This window comes from Methylocapsa sp. D3K7, from assembly GCF_029855125.1.
GTDB lineage: Bacteria > Pseudomonadota > Alphaproteobacteria > Rhizobiales > Beijerinckiaceae > Methylocapsa.
Genome location: NZ_CP123229.1, coordinates 435,766 through 454,896, shown reverse-complemented (window position 1 = coordinate 454,896; position 19,131 = coordinate 435,766). Strand labels below are relative to the sequence as shown.

Genomic DNA, 19,131 nt, shown 5'->3' with positions numbered 1-19,131 from the left:
GCGACCTTTTTTGTGTTTGACGAGACCAAATGCCCAAGCGGACTGATATCTCCACGATCCTCATCATTGGCGCGGGACCGATCGTGATCGGCCAAGCGTGCGAATTCGATTATTCCGGCACCCAGGCCTGCAAGGCGCTGCGGGAGGAGGGCTACCGGATCGTCCTTGTCAATTCCAATCCGGCGACCATCATGACCGACCCCGATATGGCGGATCGCACCTATATCGAGCCGATCACGCCGGAAATTGTCGCCAAGATCATCGCCAAGGAGCGCTATGCGGTTCCCGGCGGATTTGCGCTGCTGCCGACGATGGGTGGCCAGACCGGCCTTAACTGCGCGCTCTCTTTAAAAAAAATGGGCGTGCTCGAAAAATTCGATGTCGAGATGATCGGCGCGAGCGCGAGCGCGATCGACATGGCTGAGGATCGCAAGCTTTTCCGTGAAGCCATGACGCGCATCGGGCTTTCAACGCCGCGTTCGCATCAGATCAAAACCTTGTCCCAGGCGCTTGCCATCCTTGACGATATTGGCTTGCCAGCGATCATCCGGCCGTCCTTCACCATGGGAGGAACCGGCGGTGGCATCGCTTACAACAAAGCAGAGTTCATCGATATCATCGAACGCGGAATTGACGCCTCGCCAACGAGCGAGGTCTTGGTTGAGGAAAGCGTTCTCGGTTGGAAGGAATATGAAATGGAGGTTGTCCGCGACAAGGCGGACAATTGCATCATCGTGTGCTCGATCGAAAACATCGATCCGATGGGCGTCCATACAGGCGATTCGATTACCGTCGCTCCGGCCCTGACACTCACTGATAAAGAATATCAGATTATGCGCGATGCATCGCTCGCGGTGTTGCGCGAGATCGGCGTCGAGACCGGCGGCTCGAATGTGCAATTCGCGGTCAATCCGAAGGATGGCCGCATGATCGTCATCGAAATGAACCCGCGCGTTTCTCGCTCCTCCGCGCTTGCCTCAAAGGCAACCGGATTTCCGATCGCAAAAGTAGCGGCGCGGCTTGCCGTCGGCTTCACCTTGGACGAAATCGCCAATGACATCACCGGCGGCGCGACACCCGCGTCTTTTGAGCCGTCGATCGATTATGTGGTCACGAAAATTCCGCGCTTTGCCTTCGAAAAATTTCCCGGCGCCGAGCAGATCCTGACGACTGCGATGAAATCCGTCGGCGAAACCATGGCCATCGGCCGGACTTTTGCTGAAAGCCTACAGAAAGCTTTGCGTTCGCTCGATACCGGCCTTGATGGTCTTGATGAGATCGAAATTGAAGGCCTCGGCCTTGGCGACGACATGAACATCTTGCGCGCCGCCCTCGGCGTGCCGACCCCAGATCGACTTCTGGTTGTCGCACAAGCGCTGCGGCATGGCATGCCGCCTGCCGAAATTTACGAAGCGTGCGGCATCGATCCTTGGTTCATCGCACGCATCGCGGAAATTCTTGAACTCGAGGGTAAGGTTCGTGCGCATGGTCTGCCGGGCGACGCGGCCAATCTGCGCATGCTGAAGGCAGCGGGTTTTTCGGATGCGCGTCTTGCCAGCCTCGCGGGTGTGCTCGAAACGGCTGTGCTGGCCTTGCGGAAGAAGCTTGGGGTGCGTCCAGTGTTCAAGCGGATCGATACCTGCGCCGCCGAATTTGCCTCGCCCACCGCCTATATGTATTCGACCTATGCGCCGCCTTTCGGGCCAGCGTCCGTCTGCGAATCGCGTCCATCCGCGCGGAAAAAAATCGTCATTCTCGGCGGCGGGCCCAACCGGATCGGGCAGGGCATCGAGTTCGATTATTGCTGTTGTCATGCGAGCTTCGCGCTGCGCGAGGCCGGGTTCGAAACGATCATGGTCAACTGCAATCCGGAAACGGTATCGACCGATTACGACACCTCCGACCGGCTTTATTTCGAACCCCTGACCGCCGAAGATGTGTTGGAAATCCTTGCCACGGAAGAGGAGGCGGGGGATCTCATCGGCGCGATCGTGCAATTTGGCGGCCAGACGCCACTCAAACTCGCGCATGCGCTTGAACAGGCCGGCATTCCCATCCTTGGGACATCGGTCGATTCCATTGATCTTGCCGAGGACCGCGACCGCTTCAAACGTCTTCTCGACAAAATCGGCTTGAAACAGCCGATGAATGGAATCGCCTATTCGGTCGAGCAATCGCGCCTTATCGCTGCCGATCTGGGCCTCCCCCTCGTCGTGCGCCCCTCTTACGTGCTTGGCGGACGGGCGATGGCGATCATTTTCGACAGGGCGGCATTCGACGATTATTTGCTTGGCACCCTTCCAGGCTTGGTTCCCTCCGAAATCAAGGCGCGCTATCCCAACGACAAGACCGGGCAGATCAATACCGTGCTGGGCAAAAACCCGCTTTTGTTCGACAGATATCTGTCAGACGCCATCGAGATCGACGTTGACGCGCTTTCGGATGGAAAGGATGTCTTCATCTGCGGCATCATGGAACATATCGAGGAGGCAGGAATTCATTCGGGCGACAGCGCCTGCTCGCTGCCGCCGCGTTCGCTAACGAAAGAAAAAATCGCAGCCCTCGAAGATCAGACCCGGAAACTCGCCCTGGCGCTTGGTGTCGGCGGCTTGATGAATGTGCAATATGCGCTGAAGAACGGCAAAATCTATGTGCTCGAAGTCAACCCGCGGGCGGCGCGGACGGTGCCTTTCGTTGCCAAGGTGATTGGGGTGCCGATCGCCAAAATCGCAGCAAGGATCATGGCTGGGGAAAAGCTTGCCGCGTTCCGATTGCGGCCGCCCAATCTCGATCATATCGGCGTCAAGGAATCGGTGTTTCCATTCGCAAGGTTTCCTGGGGTCGACACGGTGCTCGGACCGGAAATGCGCTCGACCGGAGAGGTCATGGGGCTTGACCGCTCGTTTCCCGTGGCGTTCGCCAAGAGCCAGCTTGGCGGCGGCACGAAAGTGCCCAGGACCGGAACCGTCTTTGTGTCCGTGCGGGATACCGACAAACCACGGGTCCTCGAAACCGCAAGACTGTTGGCAACGCTGGGATTCAAAATCACCGCGACCGGCGGCACTGCCCGTTACCTCGAGAGCGAGGGTGTCAGGGCGCTGCGGGTCAATAAGGTTTCCGAAGGGAGGCCGCACGTCGTGGATTTGATCAAGAATGGCGAAATACAGCTTGTGCTCAATACCACCGAAGGCGCCCAAGCGCTCGCCGATTCGCGATCATTGCGCCGCGCCGCCCTCTTGCATAAAGTGCCTTACTACACAACTCTTGCTGGAGCGATCGCCGCGTCGCAAGGTATTAAGGCCTACCTCGCTGGGGATCTGGAAGTTCGTGCCCTTCAGGACTATTTCGTCTAGCATTTCCCAGACACGCAGGGACTTCTGGATTAGCCGCGCGAAAACATTTGGATACGATCATGTGACAAGCTTTTTTAGACTGGATTGGCCAAATTTCGTTCCATTCCCATCTGTAGCGTGGCTGGATGGCCGCGGCACAGTAAAGTTAAAGCTTACAGGTGGCTGGTGAGGCACTTGCTGCAGCTCCCGCAAAAGTGTCTGTTAAAGAGTAGGCTTCCAGGAATGGCTACTGTGGACGAGTCCGTAGCGGGCCTCAGCCAAACCATGATGAGGTTGTGGTTCGGGCGGCTCGACGATAGCGTTTTTTTCGAACTCAGCGAAGGTAAGGCACGATCTCAAAAAGTTGCAGACTTTTTGATTCGGATCATGCGACAAATGAAATGCAAAGAGACAATGACCGATTCATGTTGAACCGGTCATGGTCTTGACCGGCAAGAATGCCATAAGGCGGCACCTTGGCCGCAAAAGAGTGCAATCGGTTTATAGACGCGAAAGAGAATGAGCATGGATAAGTTTCCCATGACGCCGGGCGGATATTCCGCCCTCGAAGAGGAATTGAAGCGGCGCCAGCAAATCGAGCGTCCTCGCATCATCCAGGCGATTGCGGAAGCGCGAACTCATGGCGACTTGTCCGAAAATGCCGAGTATCATTCCGCCAAGGAAGCTCAGTCCCTCAACGAGGGACGCATTGCCGAACTCGAAGATAAATTGTCGCGCGCGGAAGTTATCGATGTCACGAAACTCTCTGGCAGCACGATCAAATTTGGCGCAACCGTGACACTCGTCGACGAGGACACAGACGAAAAAAAGATTTACCAGATCGTCGGTGAAAGCGAGGCCGATGTGAAGGCCGGGCGCGTGTCGATCACCTCCCCCACCGCGCGCGCCTTGATCGGCAAGAAAACCGGCGATTCGGTCGAGGTCAATACGCCAGGCGGCGGCAAAAGCTATGAAATCGTCAATGTCGCTTTTCAGTAAGCATAGTCGGCTTGCCTCCTTGCGCGGCATAGCCGCTGGTGGTGCCGTGGTGAGCTAAAGCTGACAGGCTTCCGGAGTCCCGCAAGTTCAACGGAAGCAGTTGACCTGATGCAGGCTTGCGGCACGCGAAGACCCTTTTTGAATGCGGTGCGTGCTGAAGCGGCGTCTCGGCGGGCGGGGTGTCAGATCCCGCCGCCATCAACGAAGATGTCATTGCGCGCCTGCGCCTGCGTGATGTTGCTTCCGGGCGGCACGCTGCGCGTGAGCCAGACATTGCCGCCGATCGACGACCCTCGGCTGATCGTGATCCGGCCGAGAATCGTCGCGCCCGCATAGATCACAACATCGTCCTCGATAATGGGATGCCGGTCGCCGCCCTTGAGCAAGGCGCCGTTTTCATCCACCGCGAAGCGCTTGGCACCCAGCGTTACGCCCTGATACAGCCGCACATGTTTCCCGATCACGGCCGTCTCGCCAATGACAACGCCGGTTCCATGATCGATGAAAAAACTGTCGCCGATCCTGGCGCCCGGATGAATGTCGATGCCGGTGGCGGAGTGGGCGATCTCCGAAATAATGCGGGCAAGCAAAGGCGCACCCAAAAGATAGAGCTCATGGGCGAGCCGGTGGCGCGCGATCGCAACAATTCCAGGGTAGCAGAAGAGCACTTCATCGATGTTGCGGGCCGCCGGGTCACCCCGGTAGGCGGCAAGAATATCGGTCTCAAGAAGTCCCCGCACTTTTGGCAGTTTCGCGGCGAAGGCGCGGGTTATTTCGTGGGCCTTCGCGTCCAATTGTGCCGCGTCTTTGCCGGGCAGATAAGGTACGAGCCGAAGCTCACGGCGGACCTGCTCGCGGAGCGAATGCAGCGCTTCGTCGAGTGTGCGCGCGATGAAAGAATCGACCGCTTCCTCGGTGAGCCCGGCCGGGCCAAAATGCCTTGGAAAAAGCGCTGCCGACACTCCCTCCAGAATATCGGAGAGTGCGTCCTGCGATGGCAATTCGTAGTTGACGCCATCGGGCTTCGTACTCTGCCGCCAACCGCTTCTTAAATTTCGCAACTGCCCGACGATCTGCTGCAGATCCCAGCCCCGCTGCACGCGTCCGCCGTCGTTGTCTTTCAGTCGATAATCCATGTCGGCCCATCAGGAGGGGTTGCAGGCCGAAGCGTTTAGCATCAAATCGCGAGAATGTTTTTCCCTTTTTGCTCTAGGTTGGAAAAGGATTATCTCCCAGGAATTTCTGCTCTTTAATGCCCGCGATAGCTCTTTTGAGTTTGAATCTTATACAACGCGGCAACAAGGGCATCGATATCCTCATTGGTATTGTAGAGGGCGAGCGAGGGGCGCACGGTCGTCTCCAGTCCGAACCGTCGCAGGATTGGCTGCGCGCAATGATGACCGGCGCGTACCGCGATGCCTTCCCGGTCGAGCGCGGCGCCGACATCCTCGCTACGGCAGCCATCAAGCACGAAGGAGATCACACCGGCTTTTTCCTTCGCCGTTCCGATGATGGTGAGGCCCGGCACGCCCAGAAGCCCCTGTGTTGCATAGTCGAGCAGCCCATGCTCATAGCTTGCGATATTGGCCATGCCGATCCGGTCGAGGTAGTCGATCGCAGCGCCAAGCCCGACCGCATCGGCGATATTGCCGGTACCCGCCTCGAAACGGAGTGGCGGCGCCTGATAGACGGTCTTTTCGAAGGTGACGTCGGCGATCATATTGCCGCCGCCCTGCCAAGGCGGCATCGCCGCGAGCACGTCGGGCTTGCCGTAAAGCACGCCGATGCCGGTCGGGCCGAACACCTTATGGCCGGAAAAGACATAGAAATCGCAATCGAGCGCTTGGACATTGACGGGCATATGCGACACGGCTTGTGCGCCATCGACGAGCACGCAGGCGCCATGCCGGTGCGCGATCGCCACCATTTCCTGCGCCGGGGTCACGGTGCCGAGCGCGTTTGACACTTGAGGCAGCGAGACCAGCCGCGTTTTCGGCGAAAGAAGTTTCGTATATTCTTCCAAAATCACCTGGCCGCTGTCATCCACAGGAGCCACCCGCAGGACAGCGCCCACATCAGTGCACAGCATCTGCCACGGCACGATATTGGCGTGATGTTCGAGCCAAGTGATAACGATCTCGTCACCCCGGTGGACATTGCGGCGGCCCCAGGCTTGCGCGACGAGATTGATCGCCTCCGTCGCGCCGCGGGTGAACACGATCTCATTGGCCGAGCCCGCGCCAAGGAATCGCCGGACTTTTTCGCGCGCCGCCTCATAGGCGTCGGTCGAGCGGGCGGCGAGCGCGTGGGCGGCGCGGTGAATGTTCGAATTTTCGGTTTCATAGAACAACGCGAGCCGGTCGATGACCGCCTGCGGTTTTTGTGTCGTTGCTGCATTGTCAAGCCAAATCAGCGGCTTGCCATGGACCTGCTGCTGCAGGATCGGAAAATCCCGTTTGATCGCATAAGCATCAAAGGCGCGCGTGCCGGAGATGAGATCGGGCGCCAGCGCGGGCTCTAGGGTCGGCGCGACGGCGGTTGATCCAGGCGTTGAAACAGGCGCCTCGGGTGCCATGACCGGCGCGCTCGCGGCTTGCCCTTCATTGAGGAAATAGAGTGTCTCGCCGGGGATCGCCGGGGTTGCGGGCTCCGCTCCATGTGAAAATCCCGCAGGCGAAGGTGTTAATGGAAACGCCGAGACACTGCCGGGCGCTTGCGGCCGGAGGTCTGCCTCGGGCGGGTAATTGGGCCGGAACACCGGGCTCTGTTCAAAAGCGGGTGGTGCGGCGGCGGGTACCGAAGGCTGGGCGGCCGCCGTTCCTGTTTCATTGAGGAAATAGAGGGCTTCGGGACCCTGTGCCGGGATTGAACTGTGCGAAAAACCAGCCGGAGAAAATCCCGAGGGGAGGGTGGTGGGCACCAGGGATGTCGCTTGGCCGAGACCGTGCGGCAGAGCGCGCAATTCCGCCTCGCCTGGAAATCCCTGAACCGTCTCTTGGCCTTTTTCCGGCGATGGGCCGGACAGCCCAGCAGCGAGAAGCGGCGCCCCCGCGGCACCGGCCGGGACCGTTGCGCCGGTGGCAAGACCAGCGGCTGGAATATGGCGCCCTGTGGTATCGATAACCGTCGGCGGCGCGCCGCCGAATTGGGTTGGATAACCTGGCTGTCCCGCCGCGAAGGGGGCGGTCGCGAGCGCGCCGGGCACACTTGTCCCTGGCGCCGCCGCCGCCGCGCCGATAGCTCCCGGCACGGATGTGGGCGGGGCGGGGGGACGCTCTTGCGTGATGGCAAAGTTTGCCAAGGCCTGAGGGTCCACCGTCTGCCCAGGCGAGGCATTGAGGAAAGCATTCCCCAGCTTCGCGATCAAACCGGGGTCGATCACGGAGGGTGCCTCTCCGCCCCATTGCGGGGCGGGCGGGGTGGTCAAAGGCACGCTGGCCGCCGAGTGGCGTGGGTCAGGCATACTCATGATAGTGGCCAACCTCCACATTCTCCAACACGCCAAGCGCATCCTCGGTCAAGATCGCCGATGAGCAGTAGAGCGAGATCAAATAGGACGCGATTGCCTTGCGGTTGATGCCCATGAAGCGGACCGAGAGGCTCGGGGTTACTTCGCCTGGCACGCCTGGCTGGAAAAGCCCAACAACGCCTTGCTTCTTTTCGCCCGTGCGCAGGAGCAGAATGGTCGTTGTGCCGGACCCATTAGTGCCATCCGTGATCTTGAGCTTGTCGCTTGGGACGAGCGGGATTCCGCGCCAGGTCAAGAACGGCGTGCCGAACAAATTGATGGTTGGCGGCGGAACACCACGCCGCGTGCATTCGCGGCCGAAGGCGGCGATGGCGCGTGGATGGGCAAGGAAAAACGCTGGCTCTTTCCACACCTTGGCGATCAATTCGTCGAAATCGTCAGGCGTAGGCGGCCCTCGGCGCGTCGGAATTTTCATGAACGGCGCGGCATTGGAGAGAAGACCGTAATCCGCATTATAAAGAAGCTCGGATTCCTGGCGCTCCTTGACCTTTTCGATCAGCAGGCGAAGCTGCTCTTGGATTTGATCGTAAGGCTGGTTGTAGAGATCGGAGACGCGGGTCTGAACATCGAGAACGGTGGTGACCGCGTTGAGGAAATATTCGCGCGGGGCCGTCTCATAATCGACGAAGGTTTCCGGCAGATCGGTGTCCCGCTCCCACGTCGGGCTGCATTCGACCTCGCCGAGGCCCTCGCGCTCCTTGACCTTGTTCAGCCGGTAGATACCGGCCTCGACCGGCACCCAGGGAAGGAACGACACCAGCCAGCGCGGGGTGATCGCCAGCATTTGCGCCCGTGTTTTTGTGGCATTGGCAAGCTGGCGGGCGGCCGGCTCGCTTAAAGTCCTTCTTATTTCTGTGTCATCTGCCATTGAGTCACCTCCACATCTCGAAAAACCTCGAGAAAGCTTGACAAGGCGGCCTGTAGCATCGCTCCCGGAGAATGTTTTTCTTTTTTGGTTGTTGTGACAATTTTGCTCATAATTACATGATATCTATCAAATTAATCTATCAGATCGGACTTTGATTACATAACGATACTATTATTATAGACTTTGTCTGTATTGTTTTATTGCCGAAAGGCGCGCCCAGCGACTCTGCGGGCCGTTGGCGTGGCTTGTAATACTGCGCGAGGCGATTCACCGAGGCGGCTTTGGCCTTTGAATTTGCCCGGAACATGCTACCGTCGCGGCCATCATGACGCTCTCTTTCACTCTCTTCGACACGGCGATCGGCCGTTGCGCGATCGCCTGGAGCGGGCGTTGTGTCGTCTGCTTACAGCTTCCCGAAGACAACAACGCGAAGACCCGTGCGCGCGTGCTGCAGCGATATTCCGCTGCTCGGGAGGCGGTGCCTCCACGCCAAATTGCCCGCGCTCTGGATACTGTTGCGGCACTTTTGCGCGGCACGCCAAGCGATCTGTCCTCCATCCCGCTCGACATGGAGGGCCTGCCGCCGTTCCATCGCCGCGTCTATGAGGCGGCGCGCGCCATTCCGTTCGGCGCAGCGGTGACCTATGGCGAACTCGCGAGGCGGTCAGGCGTCCCCGGTGCGGCTCGCGCCGTGGGACAGGCCTTGGCGCGCAATCCCTTCGCGATCATTGTGCCGTGCCATCGGGTGCTCGCGGCGGGCGGCAAGACCGGCGGTTTCTCGGCAAGTGGCGGTGCGGCGACGAAGCTGCGCCTTCTCGCCATCGAAGGCTACAAAATGGGCCTCGCGAAAAGCCTGGAAAAAAGCCAGCGAGAAAACCGTGCGCCCTCCCTTTTCGACAGCCGTGCCTCTGCCGACCTATAACGGCTCCAGATCTGAAATGGGGAGGTGGGCGATATGACCTGGCCGGCACAGCTGCATCCCCTATCGCTGCCGGTGATCGGGGCGCCACTTTTCATCATCTCCAACCCGCGCCTGGTGATCGCCCAATGCACCAGCGGCGTCATCGGCGCTTTTCCGGCCCTCAACGCGCGCCCAAAAGCGGCACTCGGCGATTGGCTCGCGGACATCACGTCCGGCCTTGCGAAATTTGAACAGACGAACCCCGGCGCGGAGATTGCGCCCTTCGCGGTCAATCAAATCATTCACCACTCCAACGACAGGCTGGCGGCCGATCTCGATCTTTGCGAAACCTATAAAGTCCCGATCATCATCACCAGCCTTTCGGCACCAGCGCAGATCGTTCCCCGCGTCCATGCCTGGGGAGGCATGGTCTTTCATGATGTCATCAGCGTGCGCCACGCGAAAAAAGCCGTCGAGGCTGGCGTCGATGGTCTGATCCTTGTCTGTGCCGGGGCCGGGGGGCATGCCGGAACGTTGTCGCCGTTTGCCCTCATCGAGGAAGTGCGCAAATTTTGGCAAGGTCCCATCGCGCTTGCCGGAGCGATCGCGACCGGCCGAGGTGTCCTTGCCGCGCGCGCCATGGGCGCCGATTTCGCTTATGTCGGGACCCGTTTTATCGCCAGCGAAGAAGCAAATGCGGACGCGCGTTATAAGCAAATGATCACCGCGAGCGATGCCGCGGATATTCTGTATTCCGCCTATTTCACGGGAGTTCCCGGCAATTATCTCCGGCAAAGCGTGTTGAATGCCGGACTTGATCCGGACCATTTGCCGTCCCGCGACAAAACTGCGTTGAATTTCGAGGCGGCCAAGGCCAGCGAGGCGGTCAAGGCGTGGCGGGATGTTTGGGGCGCCGGGCAAAGTGTCGGTGCGATCGCCGATGTTCTGCCTGCCGCCGATATTATCGCGCGCATGCGGGCCGAATATCACCGGGCCAAAGCCGATTTATGCGCGTAAGCGTTTTCGTATCGCGGCTTAGGCTTTGGGCGAGCGCAGGACCAGCCGCCGCTCGAGCTTTTGGACGGGCCGGGCATTTGCCGGATAAAGCTTGGCGAAAGCGTCGATATCTGTCTTGGCCACCTTTATGGGACGCGGCAGTACCATCCAGTCGACAATTTCGCTGCAGGGTGGCGTCGTGAGCGATCCGGAATAAAAATAATATCCGCGGCTCGGGGGCAGCAAACCCTTCGGGTCAATGCCCGGAGCGGCCACGACCGCCGGGCCTTCCGCCGCCGGCATGGAGGCCACGATCTTGGCAAATACAGGATTTGCCTTGCCAGGCTCCAGCATTACTCCGACCACGCCAAGCGAACCGGCGTCATTGCGATGGACGAAATGCACCTCCATCGGAAAACCCTTGCCGTCGATGTGATGCTCGCTCGGGTGATGAAAATGGAATTGCACCAATGTGTATTTTCCGGAGCCCTTGGTCAGCGTGCCCCCATCATTGAAATTGAGCTGGATCGTGTGGCCATTGTTGATGATCGTTTCGGCCTGACGTGCCCAAGCGAATTTGAGCGGCGCAAGCTGTGCCTTAATTGAACTATCGATGACGATGGGCGATTGCTGGCCGCCATTTGCGCAGACACGGTCGGCCGGATCGAGATCGCCCCAATGGCCAGGACCCTGCGCTCCCTCATAGCTCCAATGCGCTGCCTCTTCGGCAAACCCAAGATTTGCGCAGACTGGGCAGAGAGCGAATCCGGCCAGTGCTTTCAAAACGCCGCGGCGATCCATGCAAAATCCCCCCAAGCAAAACACTCACCCGTTAACGCCATATTGCCTGCTTAGACCGCGCTGGAGACTTTGTCCTATGACATCTATGAGCGAATCTCAGTCCTCGCGTTCTCCTATTCCTTGGGCTCAGCAAGAGTTATCCAGCATTATCCACAAGAACATTTGACTCTCGAAGAAATGTTCTTTATTTGTTCATGTTTTAATCATAGAATATTCAGGGAACATGAATTTTTTTGTAATGTCACTAATCCGGCGGAAAGACAGCAAACATGTGGCAAGAAAATGTCAACGATGTGAGGGCCGCTTCCCATGCGGGCAATTGAGACACCTATGGCGGCTCCTGCTCCATCGGCAGCTGTCCCAGTCACGCGAGGCAAAGGCATCCGCGGGGCCTTGTCGAATGCATCGGGACGGTTCGAGAAGACAACACGCTGTTACGACGGCGATGACTGGGACCCGCTTGAGGATTTGCCTCCCTTGCGGACCCTGGTCACCCGTGAACGCGCCAAAACGATCATCACCCGCAATGAGTCGCCGGATATTTCCTTTGACCAATCGATCAATCCCTATCGGGGCTGCGAGCATGGCTGCGTCTATTGTTTCGCGCGGCCGACCCATGCCTATCTCGGCCTTTCGGCGGGACTCGATTTCGAAACAAGGCTGTTTTCCAAGACAAACGCGGCAAGCCTCCTCGAGCGTGAATTGTCGGCGCCAGACTACGTGGTGAAGACGATCGCGATTGGAACCAACACCGACCCCTATCAGCCGATCGAACGCAAGGAACGGGTGATGCGCCAGGTGCTTGAAGTTCTGGCACGTGCCAATCATCCGGTGGCGATCGTCACCAAATCGGCGCTTGTCTTGCGCGATCTCGATCTTCTTGCGCCGATGGCTGAAAAAGGCCTCGTCAAAGTGGCGTTGTCGGTGACAACGCTCGATTCCATTCTCGCCAGGAGAATGGAGCCCCGCGCGAGCAGTCCCGGGCGGCGGCTTGGCGCAATCCAGCATCTGGCGGATGCCAAGATTCCAACGGCCGTCCTGGCGGCGCCGATTATTCCAGGACTCAATGATATTGAAATAGAGGCCATCCTCAACCGCGCCCATGCCGCCGGTGCACGGGAAGCCGGTTACGTGCTTCTGCGGCTGCCGCTCGAAGTCCGCGATCTATTCATCGAATGGCTCGGCGCGCATTATCCGGACAAATTCAAACGCGTCCTCTCCCTGATGCGCGGAGCGCGAGAGGGCAAGCTTTACGATGCCCGCTTCGGCAGCCGGATGACGGGAGCCGGTCCCTATGCATGGATGATCGGACGGCGGTTTGAAGCGGCTGTGACCCGCCTAGGCTTCGCCGCGACCGGCACCCCGTTGCGCAAGGATCTTTTCGTGCCTCCCATGCGCCAAGGCGAACAATTGAAATTGTTTTGAACCGCCGGAGATGGCAAAATTATCATGCGTTTGCGCCATGGCGGGACGGCAGCGCCGCTTCCCGCTTATTTTTCGTAGCCTTTCTCAATTCGCGAATAAACTTGTTCGGTAAACGTTTGGATTTGGCCGCCGATGAAGGGAGCGCCAACCGCAAGCGCGATAAAAATGGCGATAATCTTGGGGACAAAGGTAAGGGTCGCCTCTTGCACCTGCGTCAAAGCCTGGAGCAACGCGATGATCAGCCCGACGCACATGGCGGCCGCCACTGCGGGACCAGACCCCATGATGATTGTCCAGATTGCCGCGCGCAGCAGCTCCAAGGCATCGGCTTCATTCATGCTGCGGCAACGACAACGCCCGGTCCCAGGGTCACTTTGCTTCCATCCTTCAATGTGGCGACGGCTCCGCCGCCCGTGGACAGCTCCACTGAAACCACGATACCGCTTGTCGTTCCATCGGCGGACGTCACCGACTTGCCAATCATGGTGCTGGCCTGCGCCGATAACAACGCGTCGAGTGTCGAGTTTGTTTGAACCTGCTGCTCGACTGTCGAAAATGATGCTAGCTGGCTCATATATTGCGTTGGATCGGTCGGACTCGTCGGATCTTGATGTTGCAGCTCGGCCACGAGAAGCTGCAAAAACTGATTGTAGTTCACCGTCGGCGCAGGAGTTGCCGCCGTTGGAGCCGGCGAAGCGGCGCCGGACAAGACTTTTGATGCGGATGCGATGCTGATTGTCATGCTGTACCTTTTGCACGTTGCCGGTTTACGAGTTGATCAAGCTGCTTGGGTTGGCGTGGAGGAGTCCCGGCCGGCCAAGATTTCCGCTTCGACCGGAAACAGCGCGCGGACTGCTTTTAAGGCCTCGAAGGCCCGGTTGCCGTCAAACAAAGTCTTGACGGCACGCAGTCCTCCGACCAGCGCCGCGTTATCCGACGCATTGATCGTCATCTGAATGGATTTGAAGAACATTTCGCGTGCGGTCCGCGAGTCGTTCGGATTAATCAACATGATTTGAATAATGAAATAGAGCTGACGCAACGGTGTCGAGGCATCTTCAACCTTCATGACATGCGCCTCGAGAAGAAAAGTTGCATCATTGAGAAGTTCAATCGAAACCTTTCTGTCGGCGCGCAATACCGCGCCATTGATATAAATCTTTTCTCCGGCCCGAAGCGAAATATGCATTTCCAAGTCTCACTTCAGCCCATCGCGGATCATCAGACAGACATCTGCTATGCCACGATAATTTTGTGATTGCGATGAACGTATTAAAGCGGCTTCCTTGACGATCCAAAGCCCGACCATCACCAAATCGGCACGCAAAACATCCGGCAGGTCATTTTCTGGATCGACAAGATCCTGAATGAAAACATTCCATAGTTTGCTGACGTAGCTGAGCGCCTCGTTCGCTTCAGCCGATAGCGTGCCTGCTGCCTCGGCCTTCCGCAGAAGACCAGCTGCATGCTCCAGGGCATGACGCTCGCGATCGCGGCAAACCTTGGGATCATCGGCGAGATGCTCGGCATAGGAAAGTTGATACATCGCGCCTGCCGCCGTTGCCATGAGTCTCCGGGATTTATAGATATTTAACGAGGCTGAGCTGCTGAAGTTGCGCAGTTAATGAGTAGGATGTTTCGATTTGCGTCTGTAAGTCCGTGACACGTGTGGTGATTTCATAGGGGTTTACGCTTTCGAGATTGCCAATCTGTGTCGATAATATGTTCATTTGCAGCGACATTTGGTTGGTAGCGTCGTTGATATCCGACTGAACCAAACCGACGCCGGCTTGAAGATCGGTCAGAGAGGAAATCGCCGAAGTCAAAAGATTGCGGGCCACGGTGGTCACGGTTTGATAGGCTGGCGAACTGAGATTTTGCGTGCCGAGATCGGCAATCATCGTATAGGCTTGCGCAAGCTGCTGAAATGCCGGGTGGTTGGCGCTCACCGACGTGTCGACCGTTTGGCTCTCGGCAATCCGGTTGGTCAATGTTTGGCTTGATGCGGACGACCATCCGGCGGCCCAGTTGGCGCCCTGGAACAAAGGCGCGAATGCCGTGTCCAAGAACGTTTGCATGCTGCTGGCGCTGATTGCCGACACTCCGGCATTTGTCTGCGGTATGCCGAACGCCGCGGTGAAAGCGCTGTCAACGGCCGCCTTGTTCGGCGCCGCCGGTCCGTAATAATCGGTGATGGCCTGGTTGCTGGTATTCGTCCCGGAAAAAATATAATCGCCGCCGAGGGTGGAATTGAGGCTGGAAATGAGACTTTGAAGATTGCTCTCACCCGATGCCTGGATCGTGCCTGCATTCGAATTTGAGCCGTTGCTTTCGATCAGGGAATTGAGAAGATCCTGCGCATTGGATTGCAAGCTTCCCAAAATAGTCTGAGTTGTGTCGAGGCGCGTCGCCACCGTTTGGTTTGTGTCTGTAATCGTTTGCAAAAGAGAACTTTGCGCCTGAAGGGAGAGGCTATCGCCGGTTCGCGCACCGAGCGTTTGACCGATGTCCGCGTATGTGCCCGTGGACAGTTCGGTTTGGCTGGCAGCAAGTTCCGCCTGCATCTTCAAAATGGATTGGCGCATCGAAGACGATATCGACTGCGTCGAAATGTAGGATGTCATGCCGGAAGGTTCCCCAAATCTGTCATAAGCATGCTGAACATACCGTCGATCGTTGTAAGTAATTTCGCCGTCGCCGAATATGAGTTTTCGAGATCGAGCATTTTGGACATTTCATCGTTGATATTGACGCCTGTCGCATTGGATAAGGCGGTCGCCGCGGTGCTGAGCAATGTGCTTTGATAATTGCTTTGGGACGAAACATCCGAGCGCTGCGCTTCGAGCCAACTGACCGATGCCGCTGCGTAATCGCTTAAGTTTGCACTGGTGATGATGCCGCCACTTGCGCTGTACGTCTGTGTTGCCGACAGTTTGGCGAGCAATTGGGAGAGACGCGCCGTATAGCTGGCATCCCCTGTTGTATTGTAGGTGTAGTCGGAATTTGCGGTATCCGAGATGCCGCCATCACGCAGCAACAGGGCGTTGCCGCCTTGGCTTGGATCGACGCTTGGGTTCACTGTGATTTGGCCGGCAAGCCCTGTGGTGCTCGTTGGAAGTGATGTGGCGCCTTGCGTGGTGAAAAGACCCGGTAGATCGGGACCGGGGGCAGCCTGATCGGTTTCCGAGAATGCGTTGATCAGAGCTCCCGCGATGCCATCCAATTGCGCCTGATAGGTCACTGCGAGCGAGTCGCGCAGACTTGCAAGGCCGGCGATTTTGCCTGTCGCCACGGGCATCGCCGCCGAGTTGCCGGTAATCGGAATGCCATCGGCGAAAACCGCGTTGCCACTCGTCGCGGCCGTATAGGTATTGGTCGGGGAAAATGTTACGCTTCTCGCCGCGCCGCCTTGAAAAAGGGTGACGCCGCTATCGGTATAAATCGACATATCACCGTTGGAGCCGGTGGTTGTTGTTATCCCTATTTGCTGGGCGAGCTTGGTGAGAATGCTGTCGCGCGAGTCTTGCAGGTCAGTAACGTCGCCACCGGTGGCGCTCCCACCGACGATTTGCGCGTTGACTGTCTGAAATTGTCCGAGCAGCGAATTGATCGTCTGAACAGATGCGGCGATCCCCGAATCAGCCTGTTCGCGGACTTGATTCACCGTCGCCACGGCGCTGTTCAATCCCCGCGCGGCGGCGGCCGCGGCGGACACAGCGGCAGCTGCCAAGGTCGAACTGCTTGGCGACGCTTCATAGGACTGAAGCGCATTGGTGAAGTTGCTCAACAAGGCGGCTGGGGAAGTCGAATTCGACGTGGTGCTGGAGCCGCTGCTCGAAACGTCCCCAACTGTTTGGTTGAGCGTATCGAGACCGTCCGAAATCGCATTCTGGGTGGCACTTGCGGAAGTTGCTCCCAGCAAATTTCCAAAGACCGCCAAATTCGACGCCCGGGTGACGGAGGCAACACGCGAACCATCGAGCGTCGAGATCACATTGGCGATCTTGCGCGAATAGGTGGCCGTATCGCTGGCGCCGGTGATGTTGCGCGACAGAACAGACGATTCCGCCGACACCGTATTTAGACCAGATTTCGCGATATTTGACGCGCTGGAAAGGCTCATGACTTCGATCCTAGCGGCAGGCCGTGTGTAAGATTATTTCAGCATATTGTTGAGTTGCGCCAGCAGATCCGACCCCGTTTGAAAGACCTTCGTATTCGCCTCATAACCGCGCTGCGCGACGATCATATCGGTGAGCTGCGTCGCCAAATCCACGGTCGAATTCTCAAGCTCCGATGATTGAACCTGTCCCAGGCCGCCGGTCCCGGCGACACCGATCACGAGATCCCCGGAATCCGAATTGACCTGGAAGACGTCACCCGAGATATTGCTGAGACTGTCCGGGCTAATGACATTGCCTAGAGGGATCTTGTAGGCAGCGACCTGGCTGCCGTTCGCGAAGACATAGGAAAGCGTGCCGTCCGAGGAAATGCTGACGCTTTTCACTTGGCTCGGAGCATTGCCGTCCATGGTCGCCTGCGACACCGCAAAACTGGATGCCAATTGCGTCGTGCTCGCAATATTGAGCGAGGCGGTCACCCCGCCGGGAACAGCAATGGAAAGAGAGGTTGGAGAGGGCGGCGCCAAGGCTCCGCTCGACGGATCGAACGTGAGTGTTTGGGTTGTCAGCGGGGTTCCCGGTGCCGCATCGTTGTAGACGTCGACTTGCCATGTGTTGGCTCCCGTCTTCGAAAAAACAGTATCCAAGGTTACGGGATTGCCAAGACTGTCGTAGGCAATGACGGAAGACTTGCTGGTGAAATTTGTGAAGGAGGGAGCGCCGGTGAGCGTCGCGGCGTTGGAATTGAGATTGGCGGTGAACGTGCCTGCCGTCGATGGCGCCGCGATCAGCGCGGTCGAGTTGATATTGACAGGTGTCAATCCGGCGGAACTCAGCGTCACGCCGCCCGCGCCAGGGGCAAGGTTGTAACCCATCAAAGTATAGCCCGCCGCGTTGACCAGATTACCGGAGGAGTTCTCGACGAAGGATCCGGCCCGGGTGAGGTAAGTCGCCCCGTTCGAATCATCGACGAGGAAGAACCCATTGCCCTGGATCGCAAGATCTGTCGCCGAACTCGTGCTTGAGAGGCCGCCTTGCTCCGCAACATTGTAGCGGACCAAGGTGGTGACCCCGCCGGCGCTATAATCGCCCGTGGCGCCGACCTGATCGACGATATCCCGGAACAACGTCGAGGCTTGCTTGTATCCTGTCGTGTTCGAATTCGAAATATTTTCCGAAACGGTCGCAAGAAGATTGGCTTGCGCATTCATTCCGGACACGCTTGCATTCATTGCGCTAAAAAGGCCCATGGATGATTCTCCGCGTTGGCAGACGCAGTTAACCGACCGGGGCTTGCATCAAGCTTGCTTCGCCGTGAGCATTGGCGTGAAAAGTTGATAAGCGCCTGCATTTGGAACATGCTCGCTACTAGTGATCGCGCGCTAAGACCGGGAAAACATTCATGACGCAAGCTGCGGCCGTCACGGCGGCCCTCCTCGTCATCGGCGACGAGATCCTCTCCGGCCGCACCCAGGATCAGAACATTGCCTATCTTGCCGGTTACCTCACCAAGATCGGCATCGATATGCGCGAAGCCCGCGTCGTTCCAGATGTGACGGCCGAGATTGTCACGGCAGTCAATGCGCTCCGCACGCGTTACGATTATCTGTTCACCACCGGCGGCATCGGCCCGACGCATGACGACATCACCGCCGATGCCGTGGCCGAGGCGCTTGGCGTCGAAATTTCGGAAGATCCGCGCGCGATAAAGCTTCTGCTTGAGCGCATGAAGCCGGAGGATCTTAACGCGGCGCGCCGCCGCATGACCCGCATTCCGCATGGCGCCGAATTGGTCAAAAACCGGATTTCCACCGCGCCCGGTTTTTGGATTGCCAATGTCATCGTCCTTGCCGGAGTCCCGGCGATCATGCAGGCCATGCTCGACGATGTCGCGCCTAAGCTTGCCACAGGCACACCGATGATCGTCGAGACGATTTCAGCTGACAGCCTGCCGGAAGGCGCCTATGCGGCAGCGCTCGGCACTCTCGCTGCTGTCAATCCGGAGCTGTCGATTGGCTCCTATCCCGCCTTCCGCGACGGCGGCTTCCACAATGAGATCGTGGTTCGTGGCAAGGACAAGGAACGCGTCGCGGCTGCCGTGGCGGCGATCAAAGCGTTGCTTTTGGGACTGGTCAAGGCGCGGGCCAGAACCTAACATG

General features: G+C 58.2%; 17 protein-coding genes. 6 read left to right on the top strand and 11 right to left on the bottom strand.

Features of this window, described 5'->3' with window-relative positions:
- The first annotated feature begins 29 nt into the window (after nt 1–29).
- Together carB and greA are read left to right on the top strand one after the other, a co-directional pair.
- Nucleotides 30–3,353: a carbamoyl-phosphate synthase large subunit gene (carB, locus tag QEV83_RS02035; RefSeq protein ID WP_280129633.1), complete on the top strand. Its 3,324-nt coding sequence runs from the start codon at nt 30–32 to the stop codon at nt 3,351–3,353.
- 504 nt (nt 3,354–3,857) lie between these two features.
- Entirely contained in the window at nt 3,858–4,331 is a 474-nt protein-coding gene (gene greA / locus QEV83_RS02030) for a transcription elongation factor GreA (RefSeq protein ID WP_280129632.1), read from the top strand.
- 182 nt (nt 4,332–4,513) lie between these two features.
- Here the strand turns inward: greA and epsC are convergent, their stop codons facing one another.
- From epsC to QEV83_RS02015, 3 genes are all read right to left on the bottom strand, one after another.
- On the bottom strand, nt 4,514–5,467 hold the full coding sequence (gene epsC, locus QEV83_RS02025) for a serine O-acetyltransferase EpsC (protein ID WP_280129631.1): 954 nt from the start codon (nt 5,465–5,467) through the stop codon (nt 4,514–4,516).
- A 113-nt stretch (nt 5,468–5,580) separates the two neighbouring features.
- Nucleotides 5,581–7,800 (bottom strand): family 2A encapsulin nanocompartment cargo protein cysteine desulfurase, encoded by a 2,220-nt coding sequence (locus QEV83_RS02020; RefSeq protein WP_280129630.1) that lies wholly within the window; start codon nt 7,798–7,800, stop codon nt 5,581–5,583.
- Nucleotides 7,787–8,728, bottom strand: coding sequence for a family 2A encapsulin nanocompartment shell protein (locus QEV83_RS02015; RefSeq protein WP_280129629.1), 942 nt, complete (start codon nt 8,726–8,728; stop codon nt 7,787–7,789). Before QEV83_RS02015 ends, QEV83_RS02020 begins: the two co-directional genes overlap by 14 nt.
- A 325-nt stretch (nt 8,729–9,053) precedes the next feature.
- Between QEV83_RS02015 and QEV83_RS02010 the strand changes: the two genes are divergently transcribed.
- Both QEV83_RS02010 and QEV83_RS02005 read left to right on the top strand, forming a co-directional pair.
- Nucleotides 9,054–9,650, top strand: coding sequence for a methylated-DNA--[protein]-cysteine S-methyltransferase (locus QEV83_RS02010; protein ID WP_280129628.1), 597 nt, complete (start codon nt 9,054–9,056; stop codon nt 9,648–9,650).
- A 33-nt stretch (nt 9,651–9,683) separates the two neighbouring features.
- Nucleotides 9,684–10,646: a nitronate monooxygenase family protein gene (locus tag QEV83_RS02005; protein WP_280129627.1), complete on the top strand. Its 963-nt coding sequence runs from the start codon at nt 9,684–9,686 to the stop codon at nt 10,644–10,646.
- Between the two features lie 18 nt (nt 10,647–10,664).
- On the opposite strand, the gene QEV83_RS02000 is transcribed toward QEV83_RS02005, so the two are convergent.
- Nucleotides 10,665–11,426, bottom strand: a complete 762-nt coding sequence (locus QEV83_RS02000) for a carbonic anhydrase (RefSeq protein ID WP_280129626.1) — start codon at nt 11,424–11,426, stop codon at nt 10,665–10,667.
- Nucleotides 11,427–11,756: 330 nt separating this feature from the next.
- On the opposite strand from QEV83_RS02000, the gene QEV83_RS01995 reads away from it, so the two are divergent.
- The gene (locus tag QEV83_RS01995; protein WP_280129625.1) at nt 11,757–12,851 is read left to right on the top strand and encodes a PA0069 family radical SAM protein; all 1,095 of its coding nucleotides are present in this window, start codon (nt 11,757–11,759) and stop codon (nt 12,849–12,851) included.
- 65 nt (nt 12,852–12,916) lie between these two features.
- Here the strand turns inward: QEV83_RS01995 and fliQ are convergent, their stop codons facing one another.
- From fliQ to QEV83_RS01960, 7 genes are read right to left on the bottom strand one after another with little or no spacing between them, the layout of a single operon-like run.
- Nucleotides 12,917–13,189 (bottom strand): flagellar biosynthesis protein FliQ, encoded by a 273-nt coding sequence (gene fliQ / locus QEV83_RS01990; protein ID WP_280129624.1) that lies wholly within the window; start codon nt 13,187–13,189, stop codon nt 12,917–12,919.
- Nucleotides 13,186–13,593: a flagellar hook assembly protein FlgD gene (gene flgD / locus QEV83_RS01985; RefSeq protein WP_280129623.1), complete on the bottom strand. Its 408-nt coding sequence runs from the start codon at nt 13,591–13,593 to the stop codon at nt 13,186–13,188. The genes fliQ and flgD overlap by 4 nt, the downstream gene beginning before the upstream one ends.
- A gap of 36 nt (nt 13,594–13,629) precedes the next feature.
- Nucleotides 13,630–14,040, bottom strand: coding sequence for a flagellar biosynthesis repressor FlbT (gene flbT, locus QEV83_RS01980; RefSeq protein WP_280129622.1), 411 nt, complete (start codon nt 14,038–14,040; stop codon nt 13,630–13,632).
- A 9-nt stretch (nt 14,041–14,049) separates the two neighbouring features.
- Nucleotides 14,050–14,418: a flagellar biosynthesis regulator FlaF gene (flaF, locus tag QEV83_RS01975; RefSeq protein ID WP_280129621.1), complete on the bottom strand. Its 369-nt coding sequence runs from the start codon at nt 14,416–14,418 to the stop codon at nt 14,050–14,052.
- 13 nt (nt 14,419–14,431) lie between these two features.
- A complete protein-coding gene (locus QEV83_RS01970) occupies nt 14,432–15,475 on the bottom strand; it encodes a flagellar hook-associated family protein (RefSeq protein WP_280129620.1) in 1,044 nt (347 codons plus the stop codon).
- The gene (gene flgK / locus QEV83_RS01965) at nt 15,472–16,974 is read right to left on the bottom strand and encodes a flagellar hook-associated protein FlgK (protein WP_280129619.1); all 1,503 of its coding nucleotides are present in this window, start codon (nt 16,972–16,974) and stop codon (nt 15,472–15,474) included. Before flgK ends, QEV83_RS01970 begins: the two co-directional genes overlap by 4 nt.
- A gap of 33 nt (nt 16,975–17,007) precedes the next feature.
- Nucleotides 17,008–18,222, bottom strand: coding sequence for a flagellar hook protein FlgE (locus QEV83_RS01960; RefSeq protein ID WP_280129618.1), 1,215 nt, complete (start codon nt 18,220–18,222; stop codon nt 17,008–17,010).
- Between the two features lie 152 nt (nt 18,223–18,374).
- Here QEV83_RS01960 and QEV83_RS01955 point away from each other — a divergent pair, with 152 nt between their 5' ends.
- The gene (locus QEV83_RS01955) at nt 18,375–19,127 is read left to right on the top strand and encodes a molybdopterin-binding protein (protein ID WP_280129617.1); all 753 of its coding nucleotides are present in this window, start codon (nt 18,375–18,377) and stop codon (nt 19,125–19,127) included.
- Nucleotides 19,128–19,131 lie beyond the last annotated feature (4 nt).

Bases quoted from the DNA above. Each gene is read 5' to 3' on its own strand.
- QEV83_RS02015 (WP_280129629.1), bottom strand. From the start codon at position 8,728: ATGGCAGATGACACAGAAATAAGAAGGACTTTAAGCGAGCCGGCCGCC.
- greA (WP_280129632.1), top strand. From the start codon at position 3,858: ATGGATAAGTTTCCCATGACGCCGGGCGGATATTCCGCCCTCGAAGAG.
- flgK (WP_280129619.1), bottom strand. From the start codon at position 16,974: ATGAGCCTTTCCAGCGCGTCAAATATCGCGAAATCTGGTCTAAATACG.
- QEV83_RS01970 (WP_280129620.1), bottom strand. From the start codon at position 15,475: ATGACATCCTACATTTCGACGCAGTCGATATCGTCTTCGATGCGCCAA.
- epsC (WP_280129631.1), bottom strand. From the start codon at position 5,467: ATGGATTATCGACTGAAAGACAACGACGGCGGACGCGTGCAGCGGGGC.
- carB (WP_280129633.1), top strand. From the start codon at position 30: ATGCCCAAGCGGACTGATATCTCCACGATCCTCATCATTGGCGCGGGA.
- QEV83_RS02005 (WP_280129627.1), top strand. From the start codon at position 9,684: ATGACCTGGCCGGCACAGCTGCATCCCCTATCGCTGCCGGTGATCGGG.
- flbT (WP_280129622.1), bottom strand. From the start codon at position 14,040: ATGCATATTTCGCTTCGGGCCGGAGAAAAGATTTATATCAATGGCGCG.
- QEV83_RS01960 (WP_280129618.1), bottom strand. From the start codon at position 18,222: ATGGGCCTTTTTAGCGCAATGAATGCAAGCGTGTCCGGAATGAATGCG.
- fliQ (WP_280129624.1), bottom strand. From the start codon at position 13,189: ATGAATGAAGCCGATGCCTTGGAGCTGCTGCGCGCGGCAATCTGGACA.
- QEV83_RS02000 (WP_280129626.1), bottom strand. From the start codon at position 11,426: ATGGATCGCCGCGGCGTTTTGAAAGCACTGGCCGGATTCGCTCTCTGC.
- QEV83_RS01995 (WP_280129625.1), top strand. From the start codon at position 11,757: ATGGCGGCTCCTGCTCCATCGGCAGCTGTCCCAGTCACGCGAGGCAAA.
- QEV83_RS01955 (WP_280129617.1), top strand. From the start codon at position 18,375: ATGACGCAAGCTGCGGCCGTCACGGCGGCCCTCCTCGTCATCGGCGAC.
- QEV83_RS02010 (WP_280129628.1), top strand. From the start codon at position 9,054: ATGACGCTCTCTTTCACTCTCTTCGACACGGCGATCGGCCGTTGCGCG.
- flaF (WP_280129621.1), bottom strand. From the start codon at position 14,418: ATGGCAACGGCGGCAGGCGCGATGTATCAACTTTCCTATGCCGAGCAT.
- flgD (WP_280129623.1), bottom strand. From the start codon at position 13,593: ATGACAATCAGCATCGCATCCGCATCAAAAGTCTTGTCCGGCGCCGCT.
- QEV83_RS02020 (WP_280129630.1), bottom strand. From the start codon at position 7,800: ATGAGTATGCCTGACCCACGCCACTCGGCGGCCAGCGTGCCTTTGACC.